General features: G+C 77.1%; 21 protein-coding genes. 12 read left to right on the top strand and 9 right to left on the bottom strand.

The features are described 5' to 3' along the window. Positions 1-43 precede the first annotated feature (43 nt). Positions 44-1,360 carry an MFS transporter gene (locus ACH4SE_RS29860; protein WP_398546627.1) on the bottom strand — a complete coding sequence of 439 codons (1,317 nt, stop codon included), beginning with the start codon at positions 1,358-1,360 and terminating at the stop codon, positions 44-46. A 77-nt stretch (positions 1,361-1,437) separates the two neighbouring features. Between ACH4SE_RS29860 and ACH4SE_RS29855 the strand changes: the two genes are divergently transcribed. Then, entirely contained in the window at positions 1,438-1,953 is a 516-nt protein-coding gene (locus ACH4SE_RS29855; RefSeq protein WP_398546671.1) for a CGNR zinc finger domain-containing protein, read from the top strand. Here the strand turns inward: ACH4SE_RS29855 and ACH4SE_RS29850 are convergent. Then, on the bottom strand, positions 1,862-2,827 hold the full coding sequence (locus ACH4SE_RS29850) for a LysR family transcriptional regulator (protein WP_398546626.1): 966 nt from the start codon (positions 2,825-2,827) through the stop codon (positions 1,862-1,864). The genes ACH4SE_RS29855 and ACH4SE_RS29850 overlap by 92 nt on opposite strands. Before the next feature lie 96 nt (positions 2,828-2,923). Between ACH4SE_RS29850 and ACH4SE_RS29845 the strand changes: the two genes are divergently transcribed. The 3 genes from ACH4SE_RS29845 (at position 2,924) to ACH4SE_RS29835 (ending at position 7,521) form a co-directional block, all read left to right on the top strand. Further along, positions 2,924-4,084 carry a nuclear transport factor 2 family protein gene (locus tag ACH4SE_RS29845; protein ID WP_398546625.1) on the top strand — a complete coding sequence of 387 codons (1,161 nt, stop codon included), beginning with the start codon at positions 2,924-2,926 and terminating at the stop codon, positions 4,082-4,084. A 492-nt stretch (positions 4,085-4,576) separates the two neighbouring features. Then, a complete protein-coding gene (locus tag ACH4SE_RS29840; RefSeq protein WP_398546624.1) occupies positions 4,577-5,671 on the top strand; it encodes a PP2C family protein-serine/threonine phosphatase in 1,095 nt (364 codons plus the stop codon). A gap of 965 nt (positions 5,672-6,636) precedes the next feature. Further along, positions 6,637-7,521 carry an aminoglycoside phosphotransferase family protein gene (locus tag ACH4SE_RS29835; RefSeq protein ID WP_398546623.1) on the top strand — a complete coding sequence of 295 codons (885 nt, stop codon included), beginning with the start codon at positions 6,637-6,639 and terminating at the stop codon, positions 7,519-7,521. A gap of 69 nt (positions 7,522-7,590) precedes the next feature. Here ACH4SE_RS29835 and ACH4SE_RS29830 read toward each other — a convergent pair whose 3' ends face one another. Next, on the bottom strand, positions 7,591-9,204 hold the full coding sequence (locus ACH4SE_RS29830; protein WP_398546622.1) for an adenosine deaminase: 1,614 nt from the start codon (positions 9,202-9,204) through the stop codon (positions 7,591-7,593). Positions 9,205-9,536: 332 nt separating this feature from the next. On the opposite strand from ACH4SE_RS29830, the gene ACH4SE_RS29825 reads away from it, so the two are divergent. Together ACH4SE_RS29825 and ACH4SE_RS29820 are read left to right on the top strand one after the other, a co-directional pair. Further along, complete coding sequence (locus tag ACH4SE_RS29825) at positions 9,537-10,784, top strand: geranylgeranyl reductase family protein (RefSeq protein ID WP_398546670.1); 1,248 nt, start codon at positions 9,537-9,539, stop codon at positions 10,782-10,784. Between the two features lie 92 nt (positions 10,785-10,876). Beyond that, positions 10,877-11,821: an aldo/keto reductase gene (locus ACH4SE_RS29820; protein ID WP_398546621.1), complete on the top strand. Its 945-nt coding sequence runs from the start codon at positions 10,877-10,879 to the stop codon at positions 11,819-11,821. Positions 11,822-12,031: 210 nt separating this feature from the next. Here ACH4SE_RS29820 and pntB read toward each other — a convergent pair whose 3' ends face one another. Next, positions 12,032-13,438 (bottom strand): Re/Si-specific NAD(P)(+) transhydrogenase subunit beta, encoded by a 1,407-nt coding sequence (pntB, locus tag ACH4SE_RS29815; RefSeq protein WP_398546620.1) that lies wholly within the window; start codon positions 13,436-13,438, stop codon positions 12,032-12,034. A 5-nt stretch (positions 13,439-13,443) separates the two neighbouring features. After that, positions 13,444-14,973 (bottom strand): Re/Si-specific NAD(P)(+) transhydrogenase subunit alpha, encoded by a 1,530-nt coding sequence (locus ACH4SE_RS29810; RefSeq protein ID WP_398546619.1) that lies wholly within the window; start codon positions 14,971-14,973, stop codon positions 13,444-13,446. Between the two features lie 261 nt (positions 14,974-15,234). On the opposite strand from ACH4SE_RS29810, the gene ACH4SE_RS29805 reads away from it, so the two are divergent. Beyond that, a complete protein-coding gene (locus ACH4SE_RS29805; protein WP_398546618.1) occupies positions 15,235-16,707 on the top strand; it encodes a serine/threonine-protein kinase in 1,473 nt (490 codons plus the stop codon). Between the two features lie 204 nt (positions 16,708-16,911). After that, positions 16,912-18,150, top strand: a complete 1,239-nt coding sequence (gene thrS, locus ACH4SE_RS29800; protein ID WP_398546617.1) for a threonine--tRNA ligase — start codon at positions 16,912-16,914, stop codon at positions 18,148-18,150. 210 nt (positions 18,151-18,360) lie between these two features. Here the strand turns inward: thrS and ACH4SE_RS29795 are convergent, their stop codons facing one another. The 3 genes from ACH4SE_RS29795 to ACH4SE_RS29785 all read right to left on the bottom strand — a co-directional run bounded on the left by ACH4SE_RS29795 (position 18,361) and on the right by ACH4SE_RS29785 (position 20,638). Then, positions 18,361-19,620 (bottom strand): amidohydrolase, encoded by a 1,260-nt coding sequence (locus ACH4SE_RS29795; protein ID WP_398546616.1) that lies wholly within the window; start codon positions 19,618-19,620, stop codon positions 18,361-18,363. A 120-nt stretch (positions 19,621-19,740) separates the two neighbouring features. After that, positions 19,741-19,926, bottom strand: a complete 186-nt coding sequence (locus ACH4SE_RS29790; RefSeq protein ID WP_398546615.1) for a DUF6126 family protein — start codon at positions 19,924-19,926, stop codon at positions 19,741-19,743. Positions 19,927-19,972: 46 nt separating this feature from the next. After that, entirely contained in the window at positions 19,973-20,638 is a 666-nt protein-coding gene (locus ACH4SE_RS29785; protein WP_398546614.1) for a helix-turn-helix domain-containing protein, read from the bottom strand. A 151-nt stretch (positions 20,639-20,789) separates the two neighbouring features. On the opposite strand from ACH4SE_RS29785, the gene ACH4SE_RS29780 reads away from it, so the two are divergent. From ACH4SE_RS29780 to ACH4SE_RS29770, 3 genes are all read left to right on the top strand, one after another. After that, a complete protein-coding gene (locus ACH4SE_RS29780; RefSeq protein ID WP_398546613.1) occupies positions 20,790-21,785 on the top strand; it encodes an NAD(P)/FAD-dependent oxidoreductase in 996 nt (331 codons plus the stop codon). A gap of 213 nt (positions 21,786-21,998) precedes the next feature. Next, on the top strand, positions 21,999-22,733 hold the full coding sequence (locus ACH4SE_RS29775) for a beta-glucanase (RefSeq protein WP_398546612.1): 735 nt from the start codon (positions 21,999-22,001) through the stop codon (positions 22,731-22,733). Between the two features lie 78 nt (positions 22,734-22,811). Continuing rightward, positions 22,812-23,654, top strand: coding sequence for a VOC family protein (locus tag ACH4SE_RS29770; protein ID WP_398546611.1), 843 nt, complete (start codon positions 22,812-22,814; stop codon positions 23,652-23,654). Between the two features lie 455 nt (positions 23,655-24,109). Here the strand turns inward: ACH4SE_RS29770 and ACH4SE_RS29765 are convergent, their stop codons facing one another. Then, complete coding sequence (locus tag ACH4SE_RS29765) at positions 24,110-25,159, bottom strand: cation diffusion facilitator family transporter (RefSeq protein ID WP_398546610.1); 1,050 nt, start codon at positions 25,157-25,159, stop codon at positions 24,110-24,112. Between the two features lie 221 nt (positions 25,160-25,380). Between ACH4SE_RS29765 and ACH4SE_RS29760 the strand changes: the two genes are divergently transcribed. Then, on the top strand, positions 25,381-25,947 hold the full coding sequence (locus ACH4SE_RS29760) for a type 1 glutamine amidotransferase domain-containing protein (protein ID WP_398546609.1): 567 nt from the start codon (positions 25,381-25,383) through the stop codon (positions 25,945-25,947). Positions 25,948-25,950: the final 3 nt, after the last annotated feature.

Here is a 25,950-nt window from a genome sequence, read left to right as displayed (position 1 = left end):
GCGCGCCGCGGCCGTCCCCGGCCGGCCCTCGCACGGCGCGGGTTCAGCGACGCGACCCCGTCCGTTCGGTCCTTCCGGCCCGGCGCCGCTCCCCGGCCCGGCGCCGCTCCCCGGCCCGGCGCCGCTCCCCGGCCCGGCGCCGCTCCCCGGCCCGGCGCCGCTCCCCGGCCCGGGTCGCGGCGCGGGCGGGGCCCGGCTTCCGGCACGGGACGGCCCCGTACGCCGCCGAGAGAGCGGCGACGCCCGCCGCGGCGGTGAGGGCCGCGGTCACCGAGCGGGCCGCGACCGGTCCCGCGGCCGCCGCGCCCAGGGCAAAACCGGTGACCTTCAGGCTCGCCCCGGTGGTGAAGACGCGGGCCCGCAGCGCCTCGGGCGCCTCGCGGTGCCGCACCGCGAAGAGGGCCGTGAGCTGCGGGCCCTCGCCGGCCCCGGCGAGCAGCAGCGCCGCGACCAGCAGGCCGGGGCTGCCCCCGGCGGCCGCCGCCAGCGCGGCCGCCTGCACCAGGGCGCCCGCCCACACCACCGTGTCCGGTGCGGCCGCCCGCGGGAACCGCGCCAGGACCGCCCCCGCCGCGAGCGACGAGCAGGCCGCGCAGGAGAGCAGCAGCGCCCCGCGCCCCGCGTCCCCGAACTCCCGCTCCCCGAGCAGCGGAAGGCACGCGGCGAGCGCGCCCTGCGCGGCGGAGCAGCCGATCGAGGTGAACGTCGCCCGCCGCAGCCGCGCCCGTCCGGCGACGATCCGTACCCCGTCGAGGAGTTCACGCCGCAGCGGCCCCGCCGGGCCCGCCGGGGCGGCCCCCCTCCGCCCCGGCAGCGCCCATGCCGCCGGGGCTGCCGCGGCGATCAGTGCGGCCGAGGCGGCGACCGCCGCCGGGGCGCCGGCGGTCTGCGTGACGGCGCCCGCGAGGGCCGGGCCGCCGAGGCTCGCGAGGGTGAAGGTCAGCGCGTCCAGGGCGTTCGCGCGGGCGAGCCGCGGGCCCGGTGCCGCGTCCGGGAGCTGGGCCGTCCACCCGCCGGACACGGCGGGGCCGGCCAGGCCGGTCAGCACCGCGAGCGCCACGCACAGCGCGAACGGCAGCCTGCCGAGGCCGGCGAGGAGCGCGGCGAGGCCCGCCGCGTACGCCGCGAGCGCCCCGGCCAGCAGCCGGCCGGGCCGCTCCCGGCGGTCCAGCAGCGCCCCGAGCACCGGGCCTCCCGCGGCCGCGGCGACGGTGAGCCCCGCCAGCAGGGCCGACGCCGAGGCGGCGGAGCCGGTGAGCGCGAAGCCGGCGAGCATCAGCGCGGGCCCCGACATCTCGTCGCCCGCACGTGCCGCGACCGCCCCGGCGAGGTACGTGCCCAGCCCGTAACGCTTTGCCACCCGGCCGACGTTACGGACGTAACTCACAACGCCGCAATATGCGTTACGGTGCCGGGGTGCTGCACTCCGTCCACGAGATGGCCGCCCGCGCCGCCGCCCTCGTCAACGTCCTGGACACCTCACGCCCCGCCGGCCCCGGCGACACCGCAGCGGTGGCCGCGGTGCTCACCGCGTACGGGGAGCCGGCCGGCGCCCTCACCGCGGCCGACGTCGCCGGGATGCGCGCGGCCGCCGTGCTGCTCCGCGAGGTCTTCGCCGCGGGGCGCACCGACGCCGCCGCGGCCGTCCTCAACCGGCTGCTGCGCGAGCACACCGGGCCGATGCGGCTGACGGGGCACGGCGGCGCGTCGCCCTGGCACCCGCATCTGGACGGTGACGACGAGGCGCCGTGGGACGAGTGGTTCCTCGCCTCGTCCTGCATGGCGCTGACCCTCCTGCTCTGGGAGCGGCAGGCGCCGCCCGGTGCGGTGTGCGCCTCGTCCGCCTGCCGCGACGTCTTCGTCAGCGGGAGCCGGGGTCTGGAGCGCCGCTACTGCTCGCGGCGCTGCGCGACCCGGGAGCGGGTCGCGGCCCACCGGCGCGGCCGCGCGTGACCCCCGCCGCGAGACGGCCGAGCAGCGGCGCGGTACGCGGGTGCGGGGCACGGCGCGGGGTCAGGGCGTGGATGCCGCGGGACGGGGCGTCCACGAGCGGCACCGCGGTCACGTCGGCCCGCAGCGCCGGCGCCAGCACACCGGGCACCAGCGCGATCGCGTGGCCGGTGGCGACCAGCGCGAGCTTGCCCGGCAGGTCGGCGGCGGTCAGCTCGACCCGGGCGGTGACCCCGGCGCGTGCGGCGTGCCGGTGCAGCAGCGCGGCCGAGCCGTCGTTGTCCTCGGCCCAGGTCTCGCCCGCCAGCTCCTCGATACGCAGCGGTCCGGCGGCCGCGAGCGGGTGCCCGGCGGGCAGCACGACCAGCATCTCGTCGGCCCCCAGCGGGTGCTGTTCCACCCGCGGGTCGGGCGGCAGTCCCGGCGGCGCGTCCGTCACCACGGCGACGTCCAGCTCCCCGGCCGCCACCCGGCCGTGCAGCTCGGCGCTGAGCGCGGGCAGCAGGCTCCACCGCACGGGCCCGGCCTCCGCCAGCATCTCGCGCACGGCCTGCGGGACGATCCCCGCGGCGAGCGAGGGCGTCGCGCCGACCGCGAGCGGCCGGACCGCCTCGCCCTCGCGCAGCTCGCGTACGGCCCGGACCGCCCGGTCGGCCTCGTGGAGCGCGGCCAGGGCGTGCCGCCGGAAGACCTCGCCCGCCGCGGTCGGGCGCACCCCGCGGGCGTGCCGCTCCACCAGGGGCACACCGAGCTGCCGTTCGAGCCCGGCGATCTGCCGCGAGACCGCGGACTGGGTGTGGTGCAGCTCGGCGGCCGCCGCCGACAGCGAGCCGAGCCGGCACACCGTCACGAAGGTCCGCCACACGGTCAGGTCCATGGGCGCCAGTATGCCGGTGAGCCATGCGCCGCTCGCAGGGCAGCCCTGCGTGATCATCACTTGTCGCATGGCTCGCGGCAGGTGAGCCTGGGCGGCATGACCACAGCACACACCGTCGCCGTCCTCGGCCTGGGACGTATGGGCGGCGCGATGGCCGCCCGGCTCGCCGCCGAGGGCCACACCGTCACCGGCTGGACGCGCTCCGGCCGCCCCGTTCCCGGCGTCGTATCCGCCTCCGGCCCGGCCGCCGCCGTCGCGCGAGCCGATCTCGTCCTGCTGGCCCTCTTCGACGGCGCCGCCTGCCACCAGGTGCTCGACGCCCTCCACGGCGAACTGCCGCCCGGCGCGCCGGTCCTCAACACCGCCACCGTCGCGCCCGCCGAGGCCGCGGGCCTCGCCCGGCGGGTGGGCCGGTCCTACGTGCACGCGCCCGTCCTGGGCTCGGTCCCGGCGGCGGCGTCCGGCACGCTGCGGATCCTCGCGGCCGGCGAGGAGGACGCCCTGGCGCGGGCCCGCCCGGTCCTGGACGCGCTCGGGACCGTGCACCACGCCGCGGACGCGTGTACCGCCGCGGCACTGAAGCTCGTCGCCAACGCCGCGCTCGCGGGCGCCGTGCTCACCCTCGGCACGTGCCTGCGGCAGTCCGACGCCCTCGGGCTGCCGCGCGAACAGGTGCTGGACGTCCTCGAACGCGGGCAGCTCGGCGGCCTCACCGCCCGCAAGAGGGCCTTCCTCGGCGGCGGGCCCGCTCCCGCCACCGCCGATTTCACCCTCGCCGCGCTGACCAAGGACATGGACCTGCTGGCCGCCGCGTCCGGCCTGCCGCTGCCCGAGGCCTCCGCGCTCGCCGCGGTACCCGCGGACCCCGGCGCGGACGTCGCGGCCGCCGCCACCGCCCCCGCTCCGGACGAGGCCGTCCTCGTGCCCCTGCGCGCCTACGCCCGCGGTCACGCGACGGGCGACCCCGCGCACTTCCGTACCGCGTTCCTGTCCACCGCCCGCGTCGAGGGCATGCGCGACGGAGCGTTCGTCTCCTGGACGCTCGACGACTACTGCGCCCTGTTCCCCGGCAGCCCCGCCCCGGACGAGGCGTCCCGCACCCGCCGGGTCGACGCCGTCGACGTCCACGGCAGCACGGCCACCGCCCGGATGACCCTCGTCCACGGCCCGGACCGCTTCACCGACGTCTTCCTGCTCGTCCGCACCGGAGGCGGCTGGCGCATAGCCGGCAAGACCTACCACCGGCACGCCTCCTGACGGCGCGGTACGGGCGGCCCGGGTCCGAGCCGCCCGTACCGCATCCCCTCGCGGGGGGAAGGCGCGGCACCCGGGCGGCGGCCCCCGTCCGGCCTGTACGACGGCGGCCCACGGCCGCCCGGCTCCCGCGCGCCGGGCGCGTGCGTGTCCGCCGCGGGCCGCGCCGCCGGGCGGTCCCCGGGGCGAGGACCGTGTCCGCCGCGAGCCGCGTCCCGGAAACCGGCGCGCAGGGGCCGCAGAAGGATCACCCGGCCCGTTCCCGGCCCGTTCCCGGCCCGTTCCCGGCCCGTTCCCGGCCCGTTCCCGGCCCGTTCCCGGCCCGTTCCCGGCGCGGCCCGGCGCGGCCCGGCGGGGCCCGGCGGGGCCGGACGCGCGAGCCCGCCGATGTCGGCGGGACCGGAGCGTCCCGCCGGGCCCCGGCGTCCGCATGAGGCACCATCGGTCACGGACGTCCCGCCCCGGAAGGGCGGATGACACGGAGGAGGGCCGCAGGTGCCGACACGCACCGCAGAGGACGAGCCGGGCGCGCCGTGGTTCGTCCGGGTGGTGGTCCTGGTTGCCGCGGTGCTGCTGTACGTCCTCGTGCTCGGCCTGGAGTTCGGCACCTCGCGGTCCTCGCACGTACCGTCCGTCCTGGTGGCGATCCCGGCCCTGGTCGCGCTCGCCTTCGGGCCGCCGCTGATCATCGGCTCGGCCCTGCTGGTGGCCGCCACCCGGTGGGCCTTCCTGCCCGTGGAACCCGGGCGCTTCGGCGCCGCGGCGGGGACCAGCGCGGCGGCCCTCGCCGTCGCGGCGATCGCGTGCTTCGTGGTCGGGCGGCGGCGGCGGACGGCGGTGCAGCTGGGGGAGGTCACCTCCGTCTCGGAGACGGTCCAGCGCGCGCTGCTGCGCCCGCCGCCCGCCGCCGCAGGCCCGTTCCGTATCGCCGCGAGCTACCGGGCGGCCGCGCAGTTCGCCCGTATCGGCGGTGACGTCTACGGCGTCGCGGACACCGGTTTCGGCCTGCGCGTGCTCATCGGCGACGTCCGCGGCAAGGGGCTCGAAGCCGTGGCCACCGGGGCGGCCGTCCTCGGCTGCTTCCACGAGACCGCCTTCGACCACCCCACCGTCGAGGGCCTCGCCGACCGGATGGAGCTCAGCCTGCGCCGCCACCTGGCCGACGCCGAGGGCTTCGTCACCGCGCTGCTGGTCGACATCGCCCCGGACGGCCGACTGCACGCGCTGTCCCGCGGCCACCCGCCGCCGCTCCTGCTGCGCGGCGCGGACGCGCGCGACCTCCCGGTGGCCGAGGGGCTGCCGCTCGGCCTGGGCGACCTGCCGTCCGCCGCCGGTCCCGGACCGGCTCCCGCCGCCGTGCGCCTGCAACGGGGCGACACCGTCCTGCTCTACACCGACGGGATCACCGAGGCGCGCGACACCGCCGGCGACTTCTACCCGCTCGCCGGCCGCCTCGGCGCCCACCTGCGCGCGCACCCCGGCCCCACCGACCCGGCCCCGCTCCTCGACTGGCTCCAGCAGGACGCGCGCGACTACGCCGGCGGCTGCACCCACGACGACGCGGCCCTCCTCGCCCTCACCTGGATCTGAGCCGGCCGGGCGGGCCGGGTTCCGGGCCGCTCCAGGGCGCGCAGCGGCGGGGCGTGCCGCCGGGGGGCAGGGCCCGGGCACGGGCCACGGCCCCCCGGGCCCCGCCGGGCTCCCACCCAGGCGAGCGCAGGACAGCCGCCCGCCCCGCCCGGGTACACCGGCGCGTGCACACCTTCCACCGGCGGCGCGGGCGTAGGGGCGGGCGCGGCGGCTCACGTCCGTATCCGCGGGCCTGCCGCCAGGCCGGTGCTGGTGCCGTGGTTGCGGTGAGTGGGTTCGCGGTGCGCGGCAGCTGGGCGGTGTCTCCGGTTGCCGTGCCCGCGGCGGGCAGGCGCCGCTCTGTGCGGTTGCCGGCTCACCTCCGTATCCGCGCGCCTGCCGCCCTGCTGGTGCCGGTGCCGTGGTTGCGGTGAGGGGGTTCGCGGTGCGCGGCAGCTGGGCGGTGCCTCCGGTTGCTGTGCCTGTGGTGGGCAGGCGCCCGTCTGTGCGGTTGCCGGCTGTCCGCATGCGCGGGCCTGCCGCCAGGCCGGTGCTGGTGCCGTGGTTGCGGTGAGGGGGTTCGCGGTGCGCGGCAGCCGGGCGGCGTCCCCGGTTGCCGTAGCCGCAGCGGGCACGCACTGCCCTGTGCAGACCGCCGGCTCAGCGCCGGGTGGTTCGGCCGGCCGGACAGCCACGACCCGATGGACCGGTAGGGCCCGGCACCGGCAGCACGGGCATCGCCGAGCCGGGTGACCCGAGCGTCGCGAAGGACTGCACGGACCCGCGGACCTGCTCGACCGGGCCGGGGCCGCCGACCCGACGGACAGCTGCGGGGGCGGGACCCGGCCGGCCGGCGGGACACCGCGCCCGCCGGTGTCACGCCCGGCGCCCGCTGCCCGTGGCACCGGGCGCGTTATTCGGTGGGCACCCCGGCACGCCCGCGGTTACCCTCTCGCGGTGCCGGGCGGGCCGGCGGAGGAGAACTGATGCACCGCGGCGAATTCCCCGTCGACGAGGACCTGGTGGCACGGCTGGTCGCCGCGCGCTTCCCGCGCTGGGCGGGGCTGCCGGTACGGCGCCTGGCCTCCGGCGGGACGGTGAACGCGGTGTTCCGGCTCGGCGGCGATCTGCTCGTACGGCTTCCGCTGCTGCCCGGCGGGGCGGCGGACGTGGAGCGGGAACGGCGGTGGCTGCCGCGACTGGCCCGGTTGCTGCCCGTGCCCGTACCCGAGGTGGTGGGGGAGGGGGAGCCGGGCGAGGGGTACCCGTGGGCCTGGTCCGTGCTGCGGTGGCTGCCGGGCGAGCCGCCCGAGGAAGGGGCGCCGGGCGACCCGGCTGGGCTGGCCGCGGACCTGGCGGGCTTCGTCGCCGCCATGCGGGCCGTCACCCTGCCGGACGCGCCGCGCGCCCACCGCGGCGGACCGCTCGACCTGCTCGACGCCGACACGCGGGAGGCGCTCGCGCGGCTGCGGGACGTCCCGGAGGAGGGCGTCGACTGCGACGCGGCCCTCGCCGTGTGGGAGGAGGCGCTGCGCGCGCCGGCGTGGGACGGCCCCCCGGTGTGGCTGCACGCCGACCTGATGCCGGGCAACCTGCTCGTCCGGGAGGGCCGCCTGGCCGCGGTCATCGACTTCGGGTGCGCCGGCGCCGGCGACCCGGCCTGCGACCTCCTCCCGGCGTGGAACCTGCTGCCGCCGGACGCCCGCGACGTCTTCCGCGACGCCCTGGACGTCGACGACGCGACCTGGGCCCGCGGCCGCGCCCGTGCCCTCTCGCAGGCGCTCGTCGCCCTGCCGTACTACCGCACGTCCAACCCCGCGATGGCCCGCAACGCCCGGTACGTCATCGGTGCGGTGCTGGGCGGCCGGTGACGCGGCACCGGCGCGTGCGGTGCCGTCCGTCCCCTGCCGCGGCAGGGGACGGACGGCACGGACGGGCCGTCAGCGGGAGGTGAGCACGCGGTACTCGAAAGCCGCGAACGCCGCCTCCTGGCGCCATTCGAGGGCGGCCTTCGGGCTGGCCGCGAGCAGGCGGCGGCAGGCCGCGGAGACCGGGCGGCCGGTGCCGGGGAGCTGGCCGCGGCAGGCCGGCTGCGGGCGGTAGCCCAGCGCGGTGGGGTTGCCCGACCAGAGCGGCGCGCCGGGCAGGAAGGCGTACTGGAGGGAGGCGCGGGCCAGGTCCTTCAGCTCCGGGTACGTCAGGCCGTAGGTCGCGGCCGTGTACTGGTACTCGTGGCTGATGTCGACCCGTGAGACGCCCGGGTCGTCGGTCGCCAGGACGACGGGTACGCCGTAGGCGCGGTAGGTCTCGAAGGGGTGCTCCGCGCCCTTGACGCCCAGGATCTGGGCGTTGCTGCTGAAGGGCACCTCGACGGCGGTCTGGCGGGCCGCCATCGTCCGGGCGCTCGCCTGCCAGCCGTCCTCGTGCACCAGGTCCACGCCGTGGCCGATGCGTTCGGCGCCCGCGACACCGACGGCCTCCCCGATGTGGAAGGCCAGGTCGGCCGGTTTGACCAGGCCGGGCCACAACTCGCCGGCGTGCAGCGTCACGTGGGCCCGCGGGTGGACGCCGCGCAGGTACTGGAGCATGCGCATCTGGAGGCTGTAGTCGCGCAGCGCGATCTCGCCGTCCTCGGGCTGCACCAGGTTGACGGCGACGAACCGCGGGTCGGTCTCGGCCAGCCGCATGCCGACGTCCATCTGCGTGAAGACGCGTTCGGGAGAGGTGCCGCGGGAGACCTGCGAGATCCACCGCACGGTGAGCGCGCACCCGGGCCGGGCCGCGGCGGTTCCGCAGTGCGCGGAGGCGCGGAACTCGGCGTCTGCGTCGTCGGCCTCCTTGCGGGCCGCGGCGACGACCGCGTCGAGCCTGCCGTCCGCGGTGAGCGCGGCGTGCAGCGCGGCGAGGTCCGGGTTCCAGCCCACCTGGGCGGCGAGTTTCCTCGCCTCGCCGGAGGCGGGGGTGACCATCGTCTCCAGGTAGAACTGGTTCTGCTCCGCGGCCGTGTCCGCGACGTCCGCGAGCATGTCGCCGCGGTGCCGCCACGTCACCTCGCCGAACTTGCCGAAGGTGTCGAAGAAGTGGTCGTGGCCGTTGCCGTCCGGTGGGAAGTCCTGCATCGACCAGGCACGCACGATCGCCGCGGCGAAGGCCGCGTCGGTGCGGGCGTCCGCCGCGGGCCGGGTGCCGGGCCCGCAGGGCGGCTCGACCGCGGTCATCGTCTGCGTGTCGACGCACAGCCCGTCCTCGGCGGCCCGTTCGACCAGGTACTCGGTCGAGACCGCACCCGAGAGGTGGTTGTGCAGGTCGCCGCCCTTGGGCATGGCCACGAAGAACGCGCGCAGCCGCGCCGGGTTGCCGCGTACGGAGCGCAGGTACGCGTCGGTGAGCGCCTCGGAGGGCGTCACCGTCCGGGCGGCGGTGGTGCCCGGCGACGCGGCCGGAGGCGCCGCGGGCGCCGGGGCCGCCAGCGTGCACACCACGGCGAGCGCCCCAAGGCCGGCGCCCGCCAGCCGCCGGGCCCGGCGGGCGGGGGAGGAACCATTGGTGATCATGGTGTCATCGTGGCCACCGGGGCGTCGGCGCGGGCGAGTTGACACACCGCCGCGTACCCGGGTCACCCGTACGGAGCAGCCGCCGGAGGTGCCCGGCCGCGTACGCCGTTCGGTCCCGTGCCGGTAACGGTCCGCATCGAGCGGCCAGTCGGGGGGTAGCCATACGTGATGTGAAGGACGAGAACGGCGATACCAGTGAGAACGGCGGCACCGGCGCGAGCGGCGTGAGCGGCGTGGACGGCGGGCCCGGTGACAGCGGGCAGTGGCCCGGCGGCCCGCGCGGGCCGCACCGCCACGCCCGGACGGGGCCGAGCGCGCAGGACGCCCAGGTCATCGTGGTGGGCGCGGGCCCGGCCGGCTCCAGCGCGGCCTTCCACCTCGCACGCGCCGGAGTGGACGTCCTGATGCTGGAGAAGGACGAGTTCCCGCGCGAGAAGGTGTGCGGCGACGGACTGACCCCCCGGGGCGTGCACCAGCTCGTGCGCATGGGCGTCGACGTCACCGGGGAGGGCTGGCACCGCTCGCGCGGCATGCGGTGGGTCTGCGGTGAGCGCCACGTGCTCATCGACTGGCCGAACCTGGCGCGCTTCCCGGACTTCGGACTGACCCGCACCCGGCACGACTTCGACGAGATCCTGGCCCGCCACGCGCAGGCGGCCGGGGCCCGGCTGCACACAGGTGTCAAGGTCACCGGGCCGCTCACCGACCGCGCCGGCCGGGTCGTCGGCGTCCGCGCCGCCGCCGGGCCGGACGGCGAGCCGGTCGAGCACCGCGCACCGCTGGTCGTCGCCGCCGACGGCGCCTCGGCGCGGCTCGCCGTCGCGCTGGGCGCGCACCGCGACAAGGGCCGGCCGATGGCCACCGCCGTACGCCGCTACTTCCGCAGCCCCGCCCGCTCCGGTGAGGAGTACCTGGAGCTGTGGGCGGATCTGCGGCTGCCGCAGACCGAGGCGTGGCTGCCCGGCTACGGCTGGATCTTCCCGCTGGGCGACGGGCGGGTGAACGTCGGGGTCGGTGTGCTGGGCCGCCGCGGCCGGCGCACCCCCGACCTGCGCGCCGTGCTGGCCTCGTGGCTGCGGCGGACCCCGCCGGAATGGGGCCTGGACGAGGCGGGCGCCGACGGCCCGCTGCGCAGCGCCGCCCTGCCGATGGGCCTCAACCGCCGCCCGCAGTACGGGCGCGGGCTGATGCTCGTGGGCGACAGCGCGGGCACGATCAGCCCGTGGAACGGCGAGGGCATCTGCCAGGCCATGGAGTCCGGCGAGGCCGCGGCCGAGGTCGCCGCCCTCGCGCTGACCCGCCCGGAGGGGCCGGGCCGCGAGCGTGTCCTGCAGAGCTACCCGGCCGTGCTCGACCGCCGCTGGGGCCGCTACTACCGGCTCGGCAACGCGGCGGCGACGTACGTGCTGAGCCGCTCCGGCTTTGAACCGCTGCTCGCCCGCATCATCGACCGCCCCGTGCTGGTCGACGGCATGGCCCGGCTGCTCACCAACCTCACCGACGACCCGTCCCGCGACGCCGTCGACCACGTCGTCAACACCCTCGTCCGCCTCACCCCCGCCCGGGCGGCGAGCCGCTGACCGCCACGCGGCCGCCCGCACCCGGCCCTCCGGTACGCCGCCCGGGGCGGGCGGCGGAATAACCCGCACCCGCCACGGTGCTGCACACGGGCATGACTGCACTCCACAAGCTCGGGCCGTCCGATCTCGAGATCTTCCCGCTCAGCCTCGGCGGGAACGTCTTCGGCTGGTCCGCCGACAAGGCGACCTCCTTCGCCGTCCTCGACGCCTACGCCGAGGCGGGCGGCAACTTCGTCGACACCGCCGACGCGTACTCCGCCTGGATCCCCGGCAACGAGGGCGGCGAGTCGGAACGCATCATCGGGGAGTGGCTGGCGGCGCGCGGCAACCGCGACAGCGTCGTCGTCGCGACCAAGGTGAGCCGGCACCCGCAGTTCCAGGGCCTGCGCCCGGAGAACATCAAGGCCGCCGCGGAGGCCTCGCTGCGCCGCCTGGGCACCGACCGCATCGACCTGTACTACACGCACTTCGACGACCCCGAGGTCCCGGTCGAGGACATCGTCACCGCCCTCGACGACCTGGTGCGCGCCGGCAAGGTCCGGGCCGTCGCCGCGTCCAACATCAGCCCCGGGCGGCTCGCCGAGTCGCTGGAGTTCGCCGAACGCGAGGGCAAGGCGCGCTACGTCGCCCTCCAGCCGCACTACAACCTGATGTCCCGCGACACCTACGAGGGGCCCCTCCAGGACACCGCGGTACGCCACGGCCTCGCGGTCGTGCCGTACTACGCGCTCGCCGCGGGCTTCCTGACCGGCAAGCACCGCCCCGGCGAGGCCGTGGACAGCGCCCGCTCCGGCGGCGTCGGGAAGTACGTCGGGAGCGAGCGCGGCAACCGGGTGCTGGCCGCCCTGGAGCGCACCGCCGCGGCACACGGGGCGCACGTGGCCTCCGTCGCCCTCGCCTGGCTCGCCGCCCGGCCCGGCGTCGTCGCGCCCATCGCCAGCGCGCGCGTTCCCGGCCAGCTCCCGCCGCTGCTCGCCTTCCCGGAGCTGCGGCTGAGCGACGCGGAGGTCGAGGCGCTGACCGAGGCCTCGGCCTGACGCTCCGGGCCCGGCCCGCCGGCTGCCCCGCGGCGGCCCGGGCCTCGCCCCCCCGCCGCCGGGCTGCCGGAGCTGCGGACGCCGACGCCCGCACTGTCCGGCCGCCCCCGGGTCACCGTCGAGGTGCTGCACGGCGGCCCCGGCCCGCTGCGGCAGGCCCGCGGGGTGCGGCGGCCGGCACCGGCCCGCCGCACCCCGCGGACGGCACGCTCACAGCGCGCGCAGGATGTCCGCGACGCGCTCCTTCGCGTCCCCGAACAGCATCCGGCTGTTCTCCCGGAAGAACAGCGGGTTCTGCACGCCGGCGTAGCCAGGGTTCATCGACCGCTTGAAGACGACGACGTTCTCCGCCTCCCACACCCGCAGCACGGGCATGCCGGCGATGGGGCTGCCGGGGTCGTCGACCGCGGCCGGGTTGACGGTGTCGTTCGCGCCGATGACCAGGACCACCGAGGTCGCGGCCAGGTCGTCGTTGATCTCGTCCATCTCCAGCACGATGTCGTACGGCACCTTCGCCTCGGCCAGCAGCACGTTCATGTGCCCCGGCAGCCGGCCGGCCACCGGGTGGATGCCGAACCGCACCTCGACGCCCATCTCCCGCAGCCTGCGCGTCAGATCGGCCACCGGGTACTGCGCCTGCGCCACCGCCATGCCGTAGCCGGGGGTGATGACGACCGACCGGGCGTCCTTGAGCAGCCTCGCCGTCCCGGCCGCGTCGATCTCGCGGTGCTCGCCGTACTCGGTGGTGTCCGCGGGGCCGGTCTCCACTCCGAAACCGCCCGCGATGACTGACAGGAAGGAGCGGTTCATCGCCGTGCACATGATGTACGACAGGTACGCACCCGACGAGCCGACCAGCGCGCCCGTCACGATCAGCAGGTTGTTGTCCAGCAGGAAGCCCGACGCGGCCGCCGCCCAGCCCGAGTAGCTGTTGAGCATCGACACGACGACCGGCATGTCTCCACCGCCGATCGAGGCCACCAGGTGCAGGCCCAGCGCCAGTGCCACCGCCGTCACGGCGACCAGCAGGCCCGCGTCCGGCGAGATCACGAAGGCCGCCGTGAGGCCCGCGAAGGCGGCGAGCGCGCCGAGGTTGAGCAGGTTGCGGCCGGGCAGCATCAGCGGGCTCGACCTGATGCGCGCCGACAGCTTCAGGAAGGCGACGATCGAGCCGGTGAAGGTCACGGCGCCGATGAAGACGCCGATGAAGACCTCGGCGTGGTGGATGCGCAGCAGGTCGGCGGCGACCTCGTGCTGCCCGGCGCCCTTGGCCTCGACGTCCAGGTAGCCGTTCCAGCCGACCAGCACGGCGGCGAGGCCGACGAAGCTGTGCAGTATCGCGATGAGTTCCGGCATGCCGGTCATCTCGACCCGGCGGGCCCGCCACAGGCCGATGCCCGCGCCGGCGGCCATGGCCAGGACCAGCAGCCCCATGCCGGTGGCGGCGATGCTGCGCGAGGCCAGCCCGATGGTGGCGGCCAGTGCGATGGTCATACCGGCGATGCCGTGGACCACGCCGGAGCGGGACGTCTCGTGCCGGGACAGCCCGGCCAGGGACAGGATGAAGAGCAGCGCGGCCACGACGTAGGCCGCCTGTGCGGCGGTCGATGCGGTCACGGCGGTCAGTCCTTCGCGAACATCGACAGCATGCGCCGCGTCACCGCGAAGCCGCCGAAGATGTTGACGGACGCCAGCAGGACCGCCGCGAAGGCGAGCACGGTGACCGCGGTGTGCGCGTGCCCGATCTGCAGCATCGCGCCGACCACGATGATCCCGGAGATCGCGTTCGTCACCGACATCAGCGGGGTGTGCAGCGCGTGGTGCACGTGCCCGATGACGTAGTAGCCGATCACGACGGCCAGCACGAAGACCGTGAGGTTGCCGATCAGCTGCTGCGGGGCGAAAGCCGTCGCCAGGAACAGCAGCGCCGCCCCCAGGCCCACCACGGCGTAGCGGCGGGCCGCCGCCGCGCCGCGGCTGCGCGCGGGCGGGGCCGGCGGGGCGGCGGGGGGCACCGCGGCGGCGGGCTGCGGTGCGGCGGAGACCTGCACGGGCGGTGGCGGCCACGTCGTCCTGCCGTCGCGCGTGACGGTGACCGAGCGCTGCACGACGTCGTCGAAGTCCAGCACCAGCCGCCCGTCCTTGCCGGGCGTCAGCAGCTTGAGCAGGTTGACCAGGTTGGTGCCGTACAGCTGGGAGGCCTGCGCGGGCAGCCGCGCGGCCAGGTCGGTGAAGCCGATGATCGTCACTTGGTTCGCGGTGACGACCGTCTCGCCGGCGACCGAGCCCGCGACGTTGCCGCCCTGCGCCGCGGCCATGTCCACGATCACGCTGCCGGGGCGCATGGCCGCCACCATCTCCTCGGTGATCAGCCGCGGGGCCGGGCGGCCCGGGATGAGCGCGGTGGTGATGACGACGTCGGTGTCCGGCAGGGCGCGTGCGTAGAGGGCCGCGGCCCGGGCGTTGTAGTCGTCCGACATCTCCTTGGCGTAGCCGGTCGCGCTGACCTCGGCCTCCGCCGACTCGACCGCCAGGTACTCCCCGCCCAGCGACCTGACCTGGTCGGCGACCTCCGGGCGCGGGTCGGTGGCCGTCACCACCGCGCCGAGACTGCCCGCCGCGCCGATCGCCGCGAGCCCCGCCACACCGGCGCCGGCCACCAGGACCCTCGCGGGCGGCACCTTGCCGGCGGCGGTGACCTGGCCGGTGAAGAACCGCCCGAAAGCGTGAGCGGCCTCGACCACGGCGCGGTAACCCGCGATGTTCGCCATGGAGCTGAGCACGTCCATCGACTGGGCGCGGGAGATACGCGGCACCGCGTCCATCGCGAGCGCCGTCACGGAGGCGCGCGCCAGCGCCTCCAGCAGTTCCGGGTGCTGCGCGGGGGCGAGCAGCGAGACCAGCACCGCGCCCTCCCGCAGCAGCGCGATCTCGTCTCGTGCCGGCGCGTCCACCGCCAGGACGACGTCGGCGCCCCACACTTCCGTACGGCTCCCGATCGCGGCCCCGGCCTCGCGGTAGGCCTCGTCGCCGATGCTGGCGGCCAGACCCGCGCCGGACTCCACCACCACCTCGTAGCCGAGGTCCCGCAGGTGCGCGACCGTCACCGCGGTGGCCGCCACCCGTGTCTCCCCGTCGCGCGCTTCGGACACGACGCCCACTCGTTGACCTTGCTGACTCACACTGGGTCCTCTCTGGTCGGCGTTCCGCCCCGGCGGAGGCCGCGACGGCCCGCGGCCGCCCCGGAGGGCGGACGCGGGCCGGCCCGGGCGCACCGGTCCCGGCCGGGCGCGCGGGGCAGGACGCGGCACGGCAGAACCGCATGATCCCGCCCCGCGCGCGGCCGCACCACAGTGCGAACGCCGTACGCCCGGGCGCCGGCCCGTAGTCTGGGGCCGACGTGGGAGGGGTGCGTGGAACGGATCGGCACATACGCGGTCGTGCGCAGGCTCGGCGAGGGCGGCATGGGGACGGTGTGGCTGGCGAGGTCGCGCGGCGGGCGGCTGGTGGCGGTCAAACTCGTCCGGCCCGAACTGGCCGTGGACCCCGCCTTCCGGGCCCGCTTCCGCGCCGAGGTGGCCGCCGCCCGCAGCGTCGGGGGCTTCCACACCGCGCCCGTCGTCGACGCCGACCCCGAGGCCGCCGAGCCGTGGCTCGCCACCGCGTACGTGCCCGGCCCGACGCTGGGTCAGCTGCTCGCCGCCGAAGGGCCGATGGGCGAGGCGCGGCTGCGCGAGCTGGGCGCCGCGCTCGCCGAGGCGCTGCAGGCCGTCCACCGCTGCGGGCTGGTGCACCGGGACCTGAAGCCCGGCAACATCGTCATGGCCGCGGACGGGCCCCGCGTGCTGGACTTCGGCATCGCCCGCGCCATGGACGACGCACGCCTCACTACCACCGGCACGGCGTTCGGCACGCCCGGCTTCCTCGCGCCCGAGCAGGCCGAGGGCCACGACGTCGGCCCGGCCGCCGACGTCTTCGCGCTCGGCGCGGTGCTGGTCGCCGCCGCGGGCGGCAGCGCCTTCGGCGGCGGCACCCCCGTCGCGCAGATCTACCGCTCCGTGCACGGCGACCCCGACCTGTCCGCGGTGCCGGACGGGCTGCGCGCGCTGGTCGCCGCGTGCCTGGCGAAGGACCCGCGGTGGCGGCCCACGACCGGGGAGCTGCTGGACCGGCTCAGCCCGCTGGACGCCCCGCTCGCAGCCCCCGCCGCGCCGACGTCCTACCCGCTCGCGCCCCCGCGGGCGCGCGACACGCCGGTGCCGTCCGGCCCGGCGGCGGGCGGACGCGACACGCCCGGGCCTCGGGTCCAGGAGGCGGGGGAGGACCGCACACCCGGGCCGCAGGCCGCGCAGGGCCTCCCGCCGCAGGGCGCGCCGGAGCCCGCCCCGCCGCCGCTGCCCGGGACCGCCCGCCCGCCCCTGCCGCCGCCGCCCGCCTACCCGCCCTCGGCCTACGGCGCCGGGTCCGTGTCCGCCGCGCCGCCGCCGTACACCGCCGGGCCGGTGCACGCGCCCGTTCCCGGCGGGGGAGCGCTGCCGCCCTCGCCCTACGGGCCGGGGGCGCCGGTGCCCCCGCCGGGAACGGGCGCGGGGCAGCCGGGGATGCCGGAGTTCCTGGCCATGGACCGCAGGAACGCCGTCGTCCTGGACCCGGCGGGCGTGTCGCTGGGCGTCGACGGCCAGGTCACCGAAGTGCCCTGGCACGCCGTCGACTTCGCCTGGTGCGAGCGGGCCGCCGGGCGCGGCCACACCCTCCTGGTGGGTGTGTCGCTGCGCGACGGCACCGTCTTCTCCTGCGCGGTCGGCACCCGCAGGGCCGCCGAGCTGGAGACCTGGATGGCGCAGTTCGACGCCACCCTCGGCTACTACAGCCCGGAGGAGGACTGAGGCGGCGGCGGGGCCGCCGGAAAACCGGGTGCCGCGCCGGCCGCGTACGCGCTAGCGTCCGCCGTATGAGAAGCCACGGTCGCACGACGACGCCGGAGTACGTCCCGGCGCGCTGACCGATGTCCGCAAGCGAAGCCCCGGGGCGGGTGCCCCGGGGCTTCGCCGTGCGGTCACCCGCCTCGCCGTCCGCGAGGGAGACCCGCCATGCACGACCACCGTAAGCTCGGCCGAGAGCTCGGCCTCTTCGACACCGACCCCCTCGTCGGCGCCGGACTGCCCTACTGGCTGCCCGCGGGCGCCGCCGTCCGGCACGAGCTGGAGTCCTACGTCCGCGAGGAGGAGCGCCGCGCCGGCTACCGCCACGTGCACTCGCCCGTGCTCGGCAAGCGCGAGCTGTACGAGATGTCCGGACACTGGTCGCACTACAGCGACGACATGTTCCCGCCCATGGACGTCGGCGGCGAGCAGCTGGTGCTGCGCCCGAGCCTGTGCCCGCACCACGCGCTGATCTACCGCCACCGCGCCCGCAGCCACCGCGAACTCCCGCTGCGGATCGCGGAACTCGGCGGCATGTACCGCTCGGAGCTCTCCGGCGTCCTCGGCGGCCTGACCCGGGTGCGGGCCATCCACCTCAACGACGCGCACATCTTCTGCACCCTCGACCAGGCCGCCGCCGAGGCCCGCGACGCCCTGCTGATGATCGCCCGGGCCCACCGGGTGCTGGGCATCGAGCCGGTGCGCCACCGGCTGTCGCTCGCCGGCCCGGGCGGCAGGTACGCCGGCGACCCCGGGATGTGGCGGCGGGCGGAGGCGCTGCTCGTCGACGCGCTCGACGCCGCCGGGCTGGAGTACGAGGCGGCGGCGGGCGAGGCCGCGTTCTACGGGCCGAAGATCGACGTCCAGATCGCCGACCCGGCGGGGCGCGAGAGCACCCTGTCCACCGTCCAGATCGACTTCCACCAGCCCGAGCGCTTCGGCCTGGAGTACGTGGGCGCGGACGGCGGGAGGCACCGTCCCGTGATGGTCCACCGCAGCGTGATCGGCAGCGTCGAACGCGCCGTCGCGCACCTCGTCGAGCGCCACGGCGGCGCCTTCCCCGGCTGGCTCGCCCCCGTCCAGCTGGTGCTGCTGCCGCTCACCGCGGCCGAGGTGCCCTACGCCGGGCGGCTGCTCGACCGGTGCCTCGCGCAGGGCCTGCGCGCCGAGGTCGCCCACCCGGCCCAGGGCACCCTCGCGGCCCGGGTACGCGCCGCGCGCCTGGCCCCGTGGCAGGCCGTGCTCGGCCCGCGCGAGGCCGCCGCCGGGACCGCGGCGCTGCGGCTGCGCGACGGGCGCCGGCTCGCCGCGCTTCCCGCCGGTGAGGTGGTGGCCCGCGTCGCCGCCCTGGTCCGGGCGCGCACCGCCGGGCTGTGGGGGGACGGCGGGGAGGGGGCCGCGGGGTGAGCCGGCTCCGGCGTCCCCGCGGGCCGCCGCCCCGCCGGGACGGGCGGCGCCCGGCCTGCCGCCGGGGCGGGACCGGCGGCAGGCCGGGCGTACGGCGGGACGCCGTGCGACTGCGCGCGGACGCCGGCCCGGCGCCCGCGGACGGCGCGCCCGGCGCGGCTCGCCGACACCTGGCCCGGTTCCGGGCCGGGAGCCCCCGCCGAGCCGCCGTCAGGACGCGGTGCGCACGCCCAGCCGGCCGAGGGCCGCCACGGTCAGCGCCTCCACGCCCGTGGTGAGTGTCGGCTGGACCACCGGCGCGAACTCGGGGGAGTGGTTGCTCGGCAGCTCGTCCATCCGGCCCTCCTGGAAGGCCGCTGTCGTGGCCGCGGCGTCCGTGCCGCCCCAGAACCAGAAGACCGTGGGGACACCCGCGGCCTCGCCGTAGAGCCCGACGTCCTCGCTGGCCGCGACGGGCGGCAGCGGCAGCATGCGGTCGGCGCCGAAGTGCGCGGCGAGGTCGGCGCCCACCGCGCGTGTCGCGTCGGGGTCGCTGACGAGCACCGGCGCGCCGGGGGCCCAGGTGATCTCCGGCGGCTTCGGGGCACCGCTGGCGGCGGCCTCGGCGCGGATGATCCGCTCGACCGCGTCGATGACCAGGCGCCTGACCTGAGGGGTGTACGAGCGCACGCTGATGCCCAGCTGCGCGGTGTCCGGGATGACGTTCTCCTTGGTGCCCGCCTGGAGCCGGCCCACGGTGACCACCGCGGTCTCGGCGGCCGGCACCTCGCGGGCGACGACGCCCTGGAGCCGCACCACCACCGAGGCGGCCATCAGCACCGGGTCCACCGTCGCCTCGGGGCGCGAGCCGTGGCCGCCGCGGCCGAAGAGCCGCACGTCGGCGATGTCGGCGCCCGCCATGACCGGGCCCTCGCGGTGTGCCAGGAAACCGGCCGGCAGGGGGCCGACGTGCTGGCCCAGCACGACCGACGGCTTCGGGAAGCGGTCGAGGAGCCCGTCCTCGATCATCGCCCGGGCGCCGGACATCAGCTCCTCGGCGGGCTGGAAGACCGCGAGGACGGTGCCCGACCACCGCGCCCGCAGCCGCGCGAGCAGCGCCGCCGCCCCGGCCAGCGCCGCGACGTGCATGTCGTGGCCGCAGGCGTGGGCGACGGGGACGCTCTCGCCGTCCGGGCCGGTCGCGAAGACCTCGGAGGCGTAGGGCAGGCCGGTGTTCTCGCGGACCGGCAGCGCGTCCATGTCGGCCCGCAGCATCACCACCGGGCCGGGCCCGTTGCGCAGTACGCCGACCACGCCCGTGCCGCCGACCCCTTCGGTCACCTCGTAGCCCGCCGCCGCCAGCGCCCGCGCGGCCTTCGCGGCGGTGCGGCGCTCCTGGCCCGACAGCTCGGGGTGGCGGTGCAGGTCCTCGTAGAGCGCCTCCAGGTCGGGCAGGAGGTCGGACCGCCAGGTGTCGTCGGGCAGTGCCATCGGATCCCCTTTCCGTGTGCCGCCCGCGGCCGGGCGGCGCCGTTGCCGCGACCATTCGACCATGTCGGGCTGCCGCGGACCGGCTCCGGGGCGGCGCGTGGGGACCCGGCTGCGGCCGGGTCAGTTCTTGCCGGCGATGGTGAAGAGGAAGTACAGGTACGCGGCGAGGCCGTGGGCGACGACGACGTAGACCAGCACGCGCAGGACGACGCCGCGCTGCTTGCGGCGTTCGGTGCCGTTGGTGGTGGGGACGACGGCGGGGGCGGGCGGGGCGGCGTCGTGGGCGGTGCCGTCGGTGGTGGTCATGTCCTTGTCCTCCAAGGGTGCCGGGGATCCCCCGGCGTCATGTGCCTCAGTGGGTGGCGGGTCCGCGGTGTGCCGCGGGGGTACGGGACGGCGGGGCGCCGACGCACAGCGCGGACGTCTCGCTCTGCATGAGCGTGTGGACGAACAGCACGTCCGCCCCCGTGCCGCCGGCCGCCGCGAGGCGGTGCGGCACGAGCGAGTCGAAGTGCGCGGAGTCGCCGGGCGCCAGGGTGTGGACGCGCTCGCCGAGCGTCAGCTCCAGCGTGCCGCCGGTGACGTACAGCCACTCCTCGCCGGGGTGCACGCGCACCAGCGCGCGCTGCGCGCCCGCCCCGGCCGGGATGTGCAGCCGCAGAGCCTGCATGGCCCGCCCGTTGCCGCCCGCCCGCCAGTAGGTCCAGCCCCCGGCGGGCACCGCGGCGGCGGTCGCGCCGCGTACGATGGGGTCGGGTTCGCCCGCGGTCTCGCCGAGCAGGTCCGAGACCGTGGTGCCGTACATCCGGGCGAGCCCGAGCAGCACCGGGAGCGACGGCTGGCGCAGACCGGACTCCAGCCGCGACAGGTGCGCGGCGGACAGTCCGGCGCGGGCGGCGGCGCCCTCCAGCGTCAGGCCCGCCGCCTGCCGCAGGTCCCGCAGCCGCGGGGCCAGCACCAGGTCGCCGCCGGGTGCGGCCGCGGGCGGGGCGGGGGGCTGGTGGTCGGTGGCTGCCATGTGTCCATGGAACCGCAGCTCATGCCCCAGAGGCAAAAAGTTTGCCCCAGAGGCAAAAAATCCCCTGCGGGCGCCCCCGTTGCGGAAACGGCACCGGCGTTTGCCGCCGTGTCCCCCGTCCGCCGACCATCGCGGCGAGGAGGCACCCGACATGACGAACAGCCATTCGCACGACCGCTCCACCGCCCCGGGCCACGAGGTCCTGGTCATCGGCGCAGGCGCCGCGGGCCTGGCCGCGGCCGCGACGCTCGGACGCGCCCGCCGCTCCGTCCTGGTGGTCGACGCCGGCCACCCGCGCAACGCTCCGGCGTCCGGCGTCCACACCTACCTCGCCCGCGAGGGCACCCCGCCCGCCGAGCTGCTGGCAGCCGGACGCGCCGAGGTCCGCGCGTACGGGGGCGACTTCCGCCGGGGCACCGTCACCGCCGCCGAGACCACCGGGGACGGCGGCTTCCGCGTCACGCTCGACGACGGCACCGTGCTGACCGCCGCCCGGCTGCTGGTCACCACCGGGCTGACCGACGAGCTGCCCGCCGTCCCGGGCCTGGCCGGGCTGTGGGGCCGCGACGTGCTGCACTGCCCCTACTGCCACGGCTGGGAGGTGCGCGACCGCGCCGTCGGGATCCTCGGCACCTCGCCCCTGGCGGTGCACCAGGCCCTGCTGTGGCGGCAGTGGACGGACCGCGTCACCCTCTTCCTGCACACCGGTCCCGAGCCGGACGGCGACGCCCGCGAGCGGCTGGCCGCGCGCGGTGTCGCGGTCGTCGGCGGCGAGGTCACCCGGCTCGTCACCGAGGACGGCCGGCTCGCCGCCGCCGAGCTGGCGGGCGGCCGGCGCGTCGGCTGCGACGCGCTGGCCGTCACGACCCGCCTGGTGGCCAACTCGGCGTTCCTGGAGGGCCTCGGCCTGGCCGCGGAGGAGACGCAGCTGGGCGGCCTGGCCATCGGCACCCGCATCCCCGCCGACCCGGTCGGCGCCACGGCGGTCCCCGGCGTGTGGGTCGCCGGCAACGTCGCCAACCCCGTCGAGCAGGTCATCGGCGCCGCGGCCGCCGGGGTGCGCGCGGCCGCGGCGATCAACGCCGACCTCGTCGAGGCCGACACCCGTCGCGCGGTCGAGGCGGCACGGGCGGCGGCCGCCGCGTAGGCGGCGCGCCCGCGGGGCCCCGGCGGCCGGGGCCCCGCGGGCGCCCGGGCGGAGGGCGGGGGCGGTCGCGGGCCGGCTCCGGCGGGGCGGCGCTCCACCGAGGGGGCGTACGCCGTCCGGTTCGCGCTGCCGCGCACTCCCGCACGCCACTGCCGGACACCCGGCCGAACCCGATTCAATAGGGGCAATTCCGGCCGACGCCAGGGGGCCCGCATGATGACCGACCGCACCGCCGCCGCGGTGGTCTTCGACGCGCCCTTCACCGACCGGACGGCGTGGGCGGCCGGCCGCACCTCCGCCTACCCGGCCGACGGCCGCAACCCGGGAGACAACAAGCTCGACCGCATCGGCCCCGGCTACGCCCCCACCGCCGACGGCGCCTTCACCGCCCGGCGCGCACCGGACGGCAGCTGGCACTGCGCGCTGGTCTCCACCGAGTACGCCCCCGGTGGCTTCGAGCTGCTGCCGGAGGACGAGCTGACCGCCACCTGCGTCGTCCACGACGTGCAGGGCGCCTGGCCCGCGCTGTGGACGTGGGGGCGCGACACCGGCCGCGGGCCGCAGCCCGGCCACGGCGAGGTCGACGCCTTCGAGTACCACCCCGACCACCCGCGGATGCTGGAGCTGACCAACCACGTCCGGCCCTCCGGCCACTACGCCGAGGACGCCGTCACTCCCGGCGTGCCCTTCGCCCTGCGCGTCGTCTTCGGCACCCGCAGCGTCGAGTGGTACGCGGACGAGCGCCTGCTCTACGCCGACAACCGGGGGGTGGGCCCGCACTGGCGCGCCTGGCCCGTGGTGTGCGTCAGCGTCGCCGCGGGGCGGTACGGCCACCTGGCGCCCGCACCCGGTACCGAGGAGCTGGAATGGCGGTGCACGGGCCTGACCGTGCGCCGCCCGGCGCCCGGAACCACCCGCGTCCCGCCCGCCGAAAAATCACAGGAATGATCGCCCGGAAAGCGGGCAGGCGGAGCATCACCATCCCTGTGCCCCAGGGTCCCCGAGTCATGGAACGGAGTCGGTGCGATGACCCGGCGACAGCCGTCGCACACCCACGCCCACCCCGCCGGCGCGCCCGGCACGGACGTGGCGCGCGGCGCCCCGTGCTGGGTCAGCCTGACCGCGCGGGATCTCGCCGCGTCCGAGAAGTTCTACGGCACCGTGCTCGGCTGGGAGTTCCGCTCGACCACGCTCGGCTCGCGCTTCGCCGTCGCGCTGAGCGACGGCCGTCCGGTCGCCACGATCGGGGGGGTCGCCGGGGACATGCAGGTCGCCGTGGTCTGGACGCCCTTCTTCGCCGTCCCGCAGGCAGACGAGGCGACCGCCCGCATCCGCGAGCGCAGCGCGACCGTCGCGCTCGGCCCGGTCTCCTTCGCGTCCGGCCGGGCCGTGCTCGCCGCCGACCGGGACGGCGCCGTCTTCGGCGTGTGGGACGGCCGGCTGCCCGGCGGCTGGCAGTCCTGGCACGACCGCGGCCCCGTCGTCGTACGCCTGCACACACGCGACGCCTTCGAGTCGGCCATCTTCTACGGCGGCGTGCTCCAGTGGGCCGACGACGAGGCCGACGCCTGCACGGTGGGCTACGAGTTCGACCGGGCCGAGGTCGTCGTGCGGACGGGCGGCAGCGTCGTCGCCCGGATCTCCTCCGGCGCCGTCGAGGCCGCCCCCGACCCGCTCGCGCGCCCGCACTGGTCCGTCTCCTTCGCCGTCGACGACGTGCCGGCCGCGGTCGAGCGCGCCCGCGAGCTGGGCGCCACCGTGGTCGACGCGGGCGAGGGCGCCGAGGGGCCGTGGGCCGACGTCCGCGACCCGGAGGGCGGGCTGTTCACCGTGTTCGCGCGCGCGTCGCACCCGGAGCCGCCGCAGTAGCCGGCGGGGCGGCCGCGGCCGCCCCGGCCGCCCGCCGGCGCCGCAGGGCCGAGCGCAGTGCCCGGCATCCGCGCGCCATCGGGCCCTGCGGTGGCACGGGCGGCATCGGCGCCGCGTCGATCATCGCGTCGATCTGGTCCTTGACCCACTGGTTGGGACCCGCGACCCGCGTGCCCGCTTCCTGCTCCTGCCCCCACTGCTGCATGCCCCCGCCTTCCGCCCGTGTGCCGAAGAATATACACGAACGGTCGTGCTCAAAGTTTTCCCGGCCGCCCGGGCGCGCCCGCACACCCCGCGGGCCTGCCGCCACGGGCGGAAGACGGGGAAAGCCGTGGCAGTGACCCCCTCGGGCCGGTGAACCGCCCGCGCCCCGGAACGCGCGGATCACGCGCGCCCGCCGGGGCCGTCCCGGGCCGCCCGGCAGCACGAGGGCGGGGGCGGCCACCTCCGGAGGGTCACGCGCCCCCGCCGGAGTCGTCCTGGGCCGCCGCGGCGCGATCGATCGCCTCGCGGCGCTCCTCGGCGCGGGCCCGGTCGGTGCTGTCGGCATCGACGATGTCCAGGAAGACCTGTGTGAAGGCCGGGCAGCGGCGGCGCAGTTCGGCCTTGATGCGCACGCTGACCTCCTCCACCCGCTCGCTGTCGATGCCCGCGCGCAGGTCGACGCGGGCGGCGAGCAGCGCGGTGTCGACGCCGAGGCGCATGGTCTGGAGGGCGGTGACCGTGTCGATCTCGGGCTGGTCCGCGAGGACCGCGTACGCCTCCTGCTGCTGCCGCGGGTCGGCGGCCTGGCCCACGAGCAGGTCGCGGGCCGCGCGGCCGAGCCCGAAGGCGACCAGGACCAGCAGGACGGCGATGGCCAGCGCGGCGGCGGCCTCCCAGCGCTGGGAGCCGGTCAGCTGGTGGCCGACCACGCCGCCGGCGGCGAGCACCACGCCGAGCACGGCGGTGGCGTCCTCCGCGAAGACGGTGCGGACCGTCGGGTCCTCGCTGGTGGCGACCTCGCGGACGAGGGTGCGGCCGTGGGCGGCCGCCCGGGCCCGTAGCTGGACGGTGGCGCGCAGCAGCGAGGTGCCCTCGGCGGCGAAGGAGACGCCCAGGACCAGATAGGTGGCCACGAAGCCGCTGGTCGACTGCCGTTCGGGCGTGAACCAGGCGTGGAGGCCCTGGTAGAAGGAGAAGCAGCCGCCGGTGACGAAGATGCCGACGGCCGCGAGGAGTGACCAGAAGTAGCGTTCCTTGCCGTAGCCGAAGGGGTGCCGGGCGTCGGGACCGCGCCGGCTCCGGCGCACCGAGGCGAGCAGGAAGACCTCGTTGAGCGTGTCGGCGACGGAGTGCGCGGCCTCCGCCAGCAGGGCCGGGGATGCCGTGAGCGCTCCGGTGACGGCCTTCGCGACGGTGATCACGACGTTGGCCAGCAGCGCGACGAGCACGGTGCCCGCGGTGCGGCCGTCGTCGTCCTTGTGCTGCGGCCGGTCCGTACCGCCGCTGTCGCGGGGCGTCACCGGCGGCCCGGCCGGGCGTGGCAGGCCGCGGGCCCGGCGGTGTGGTCCATGGGCGGGTCTCCTCCTACAAGTGCTGCCTGTCGGGCGTTCTCTCTGGCCTCGCGTGTACCCGGCCCCCGGCGCCGCAACCAGCGGCCTCGGCGGACGCGGATGCATACCGGCTCCCCGGTCGGGCACGCGTGGGAGGACGAGTCCCAGAACGTCCGGGAAAGGAGCGGTCCATGGCCGGCAACGATCTGCAGGGGCGCAAGGTCCTCGCGGTGGTCACGAACTACGGGGTGGAGCAGGACGAGCTGGTCGTCCCGGTCGACCACCTGCGTGCCAACGGCGCGGACGTCGACGTGGCGGCGGTGTCCGGTGAGCCGGTGCAGACACTGGTCGGGGACAAGGAGCCGGGCCGCAGCGTCTCCCCGACGACGACGCTCGACGACGCCGATCCGGCCGCCTACGACCTGCTGCTGGTGCCGGGCGGCGCGCTGAACGCGGACCACCTGCGGATGGACCACCGGGCCGTCGAGACGGCCCGGGCGTTCGCGGCGTCCGGGCGTCCGGTCGCGGCGATATGCCACGGGCCGTGGACGCTGGTGGAGGCCGACGTGGTGCGCGGCAAGACGCTCACCTCGTACCCGTCGCTGCGCACCGACATCGCCAACGCCGGCGGCAGCTGGGTGGACCGGTCGGTGGTCGCCGACGACACGGGCGGCTGGACGCTGATCACCTCGCGTACGCCCGACGACCTGGACGACTTCCTCCGCGAGGTGGAGGCGGCGCTGGTCACGTCTCCCTGAGGG

Source organism: Streptomyces sp. NPDC020983 (assembly GCF_044333485.1).
Taxonomy (GTDB): domain Bacteria; phylum Actinomycetota; class Actinomycetes; order Streptomycetales; family Streptomycetaceae; genus Actinacidiphila.
This window is presented reverse-complemented; position numbering and strand designations above follow the sequence as displayed.

Coding starts and splice junctions, on each gene's coding strand:
- ACH4SE_RS29820 (WP_398546621.1), top strand. CDS start 10,877: ATGACTGCACTCCACAAGCTCGGGCCGTCCGATCTCGAGATCTTCCCG.
- ACH4SE_RS29795 (WP_398546616.1), bottom strand. CDS start 19,620: ATGGCACTGCCCGACGACACCTGGCGGTCCGACCTCCTGCCCGACCTG.
- ACH4SE_RS29760 (WP_398546609.1), top strand. CDS start 25,381: ATGGCCGGCAACGATCTGCAGGGGCGCAAGGTCCTCGCGGTGGTCACG.
- thrS (WP_398546617.1), top strand. CDS start 16,912: ATGCACGACCACCGTAAGCTCGGCCGAGAGCTCGGCCTCTTCGACACC.
- ACH4SE_RS29845 (WP_398546625.1), top strand. CDS start 2,924: ATGACCACAGCACACACCGTCGCCGTCCTCGGCCTGGGACGTATGGGC.
- ACH4SE_RS29835 (WP_398546623.1), top strand. CDS start 6,637: ATGCACCGCGGCGAATTCCCCGTCGACGAGGACCTGGTGGCACGGCTG.
- ACH4SE_RS29770 (WP_398546611.1), top strand. CDS start 22,812: ATGACCCGGCGACAGCCGTCGCACACCCACGCCCACCCCGCCGGCGCG.
- ACH4SE_RS29830 (WP_398546622.1), bottom strand. CDS start 9,204: ATGATCACCAATGGTTCCTCCCCCGCCCGCCGGGCCCGGCGGCTGGCG.
- ACH4SE_RS29785 (WP_398546614.1), bottom strand. CDS start 20,638: ATGGCAGCCACCGACCACCAGCCCCCCGCCCCGCCCGCGGCCGCACCC.
- ACH4SE_RS29780 (WP_398546613.1), top strand. CDS start 20,790: ATGACGAACAGCCATTCGCACGACCGCTCCACCGCCCCGGGCCACGAG.
- ACH4SE_RS29855 (WP_398546671.1), top strand. CDS start 1,438: ATGGCCGCCCGCGCCGCCGCCCTCGTCAACGTCCTGGACACCTCACGC.
- ACH4SE_RS29850 (WP_398546626.1), bottom strand. CDS start 2,827: ATGGACCTGACCGTGTGGCGGACCTTCGTGACGGTGTGCCGGCTCGGC.
- ACH4SE_RS29775 (WP_398546612.1), top strand. CDS start 21,999: ATGATGACCGACCGCACCGCCGCCGCGGTGGTCTTCGACGCGCCCTTC.
- ACH4SE_RS29790 (WP_398546615.1), bottom strand. CDS start 19,926: ATGACCACCACCGACGGCACCGCCCACGACGCCGCCCCGCCCGCCCCC.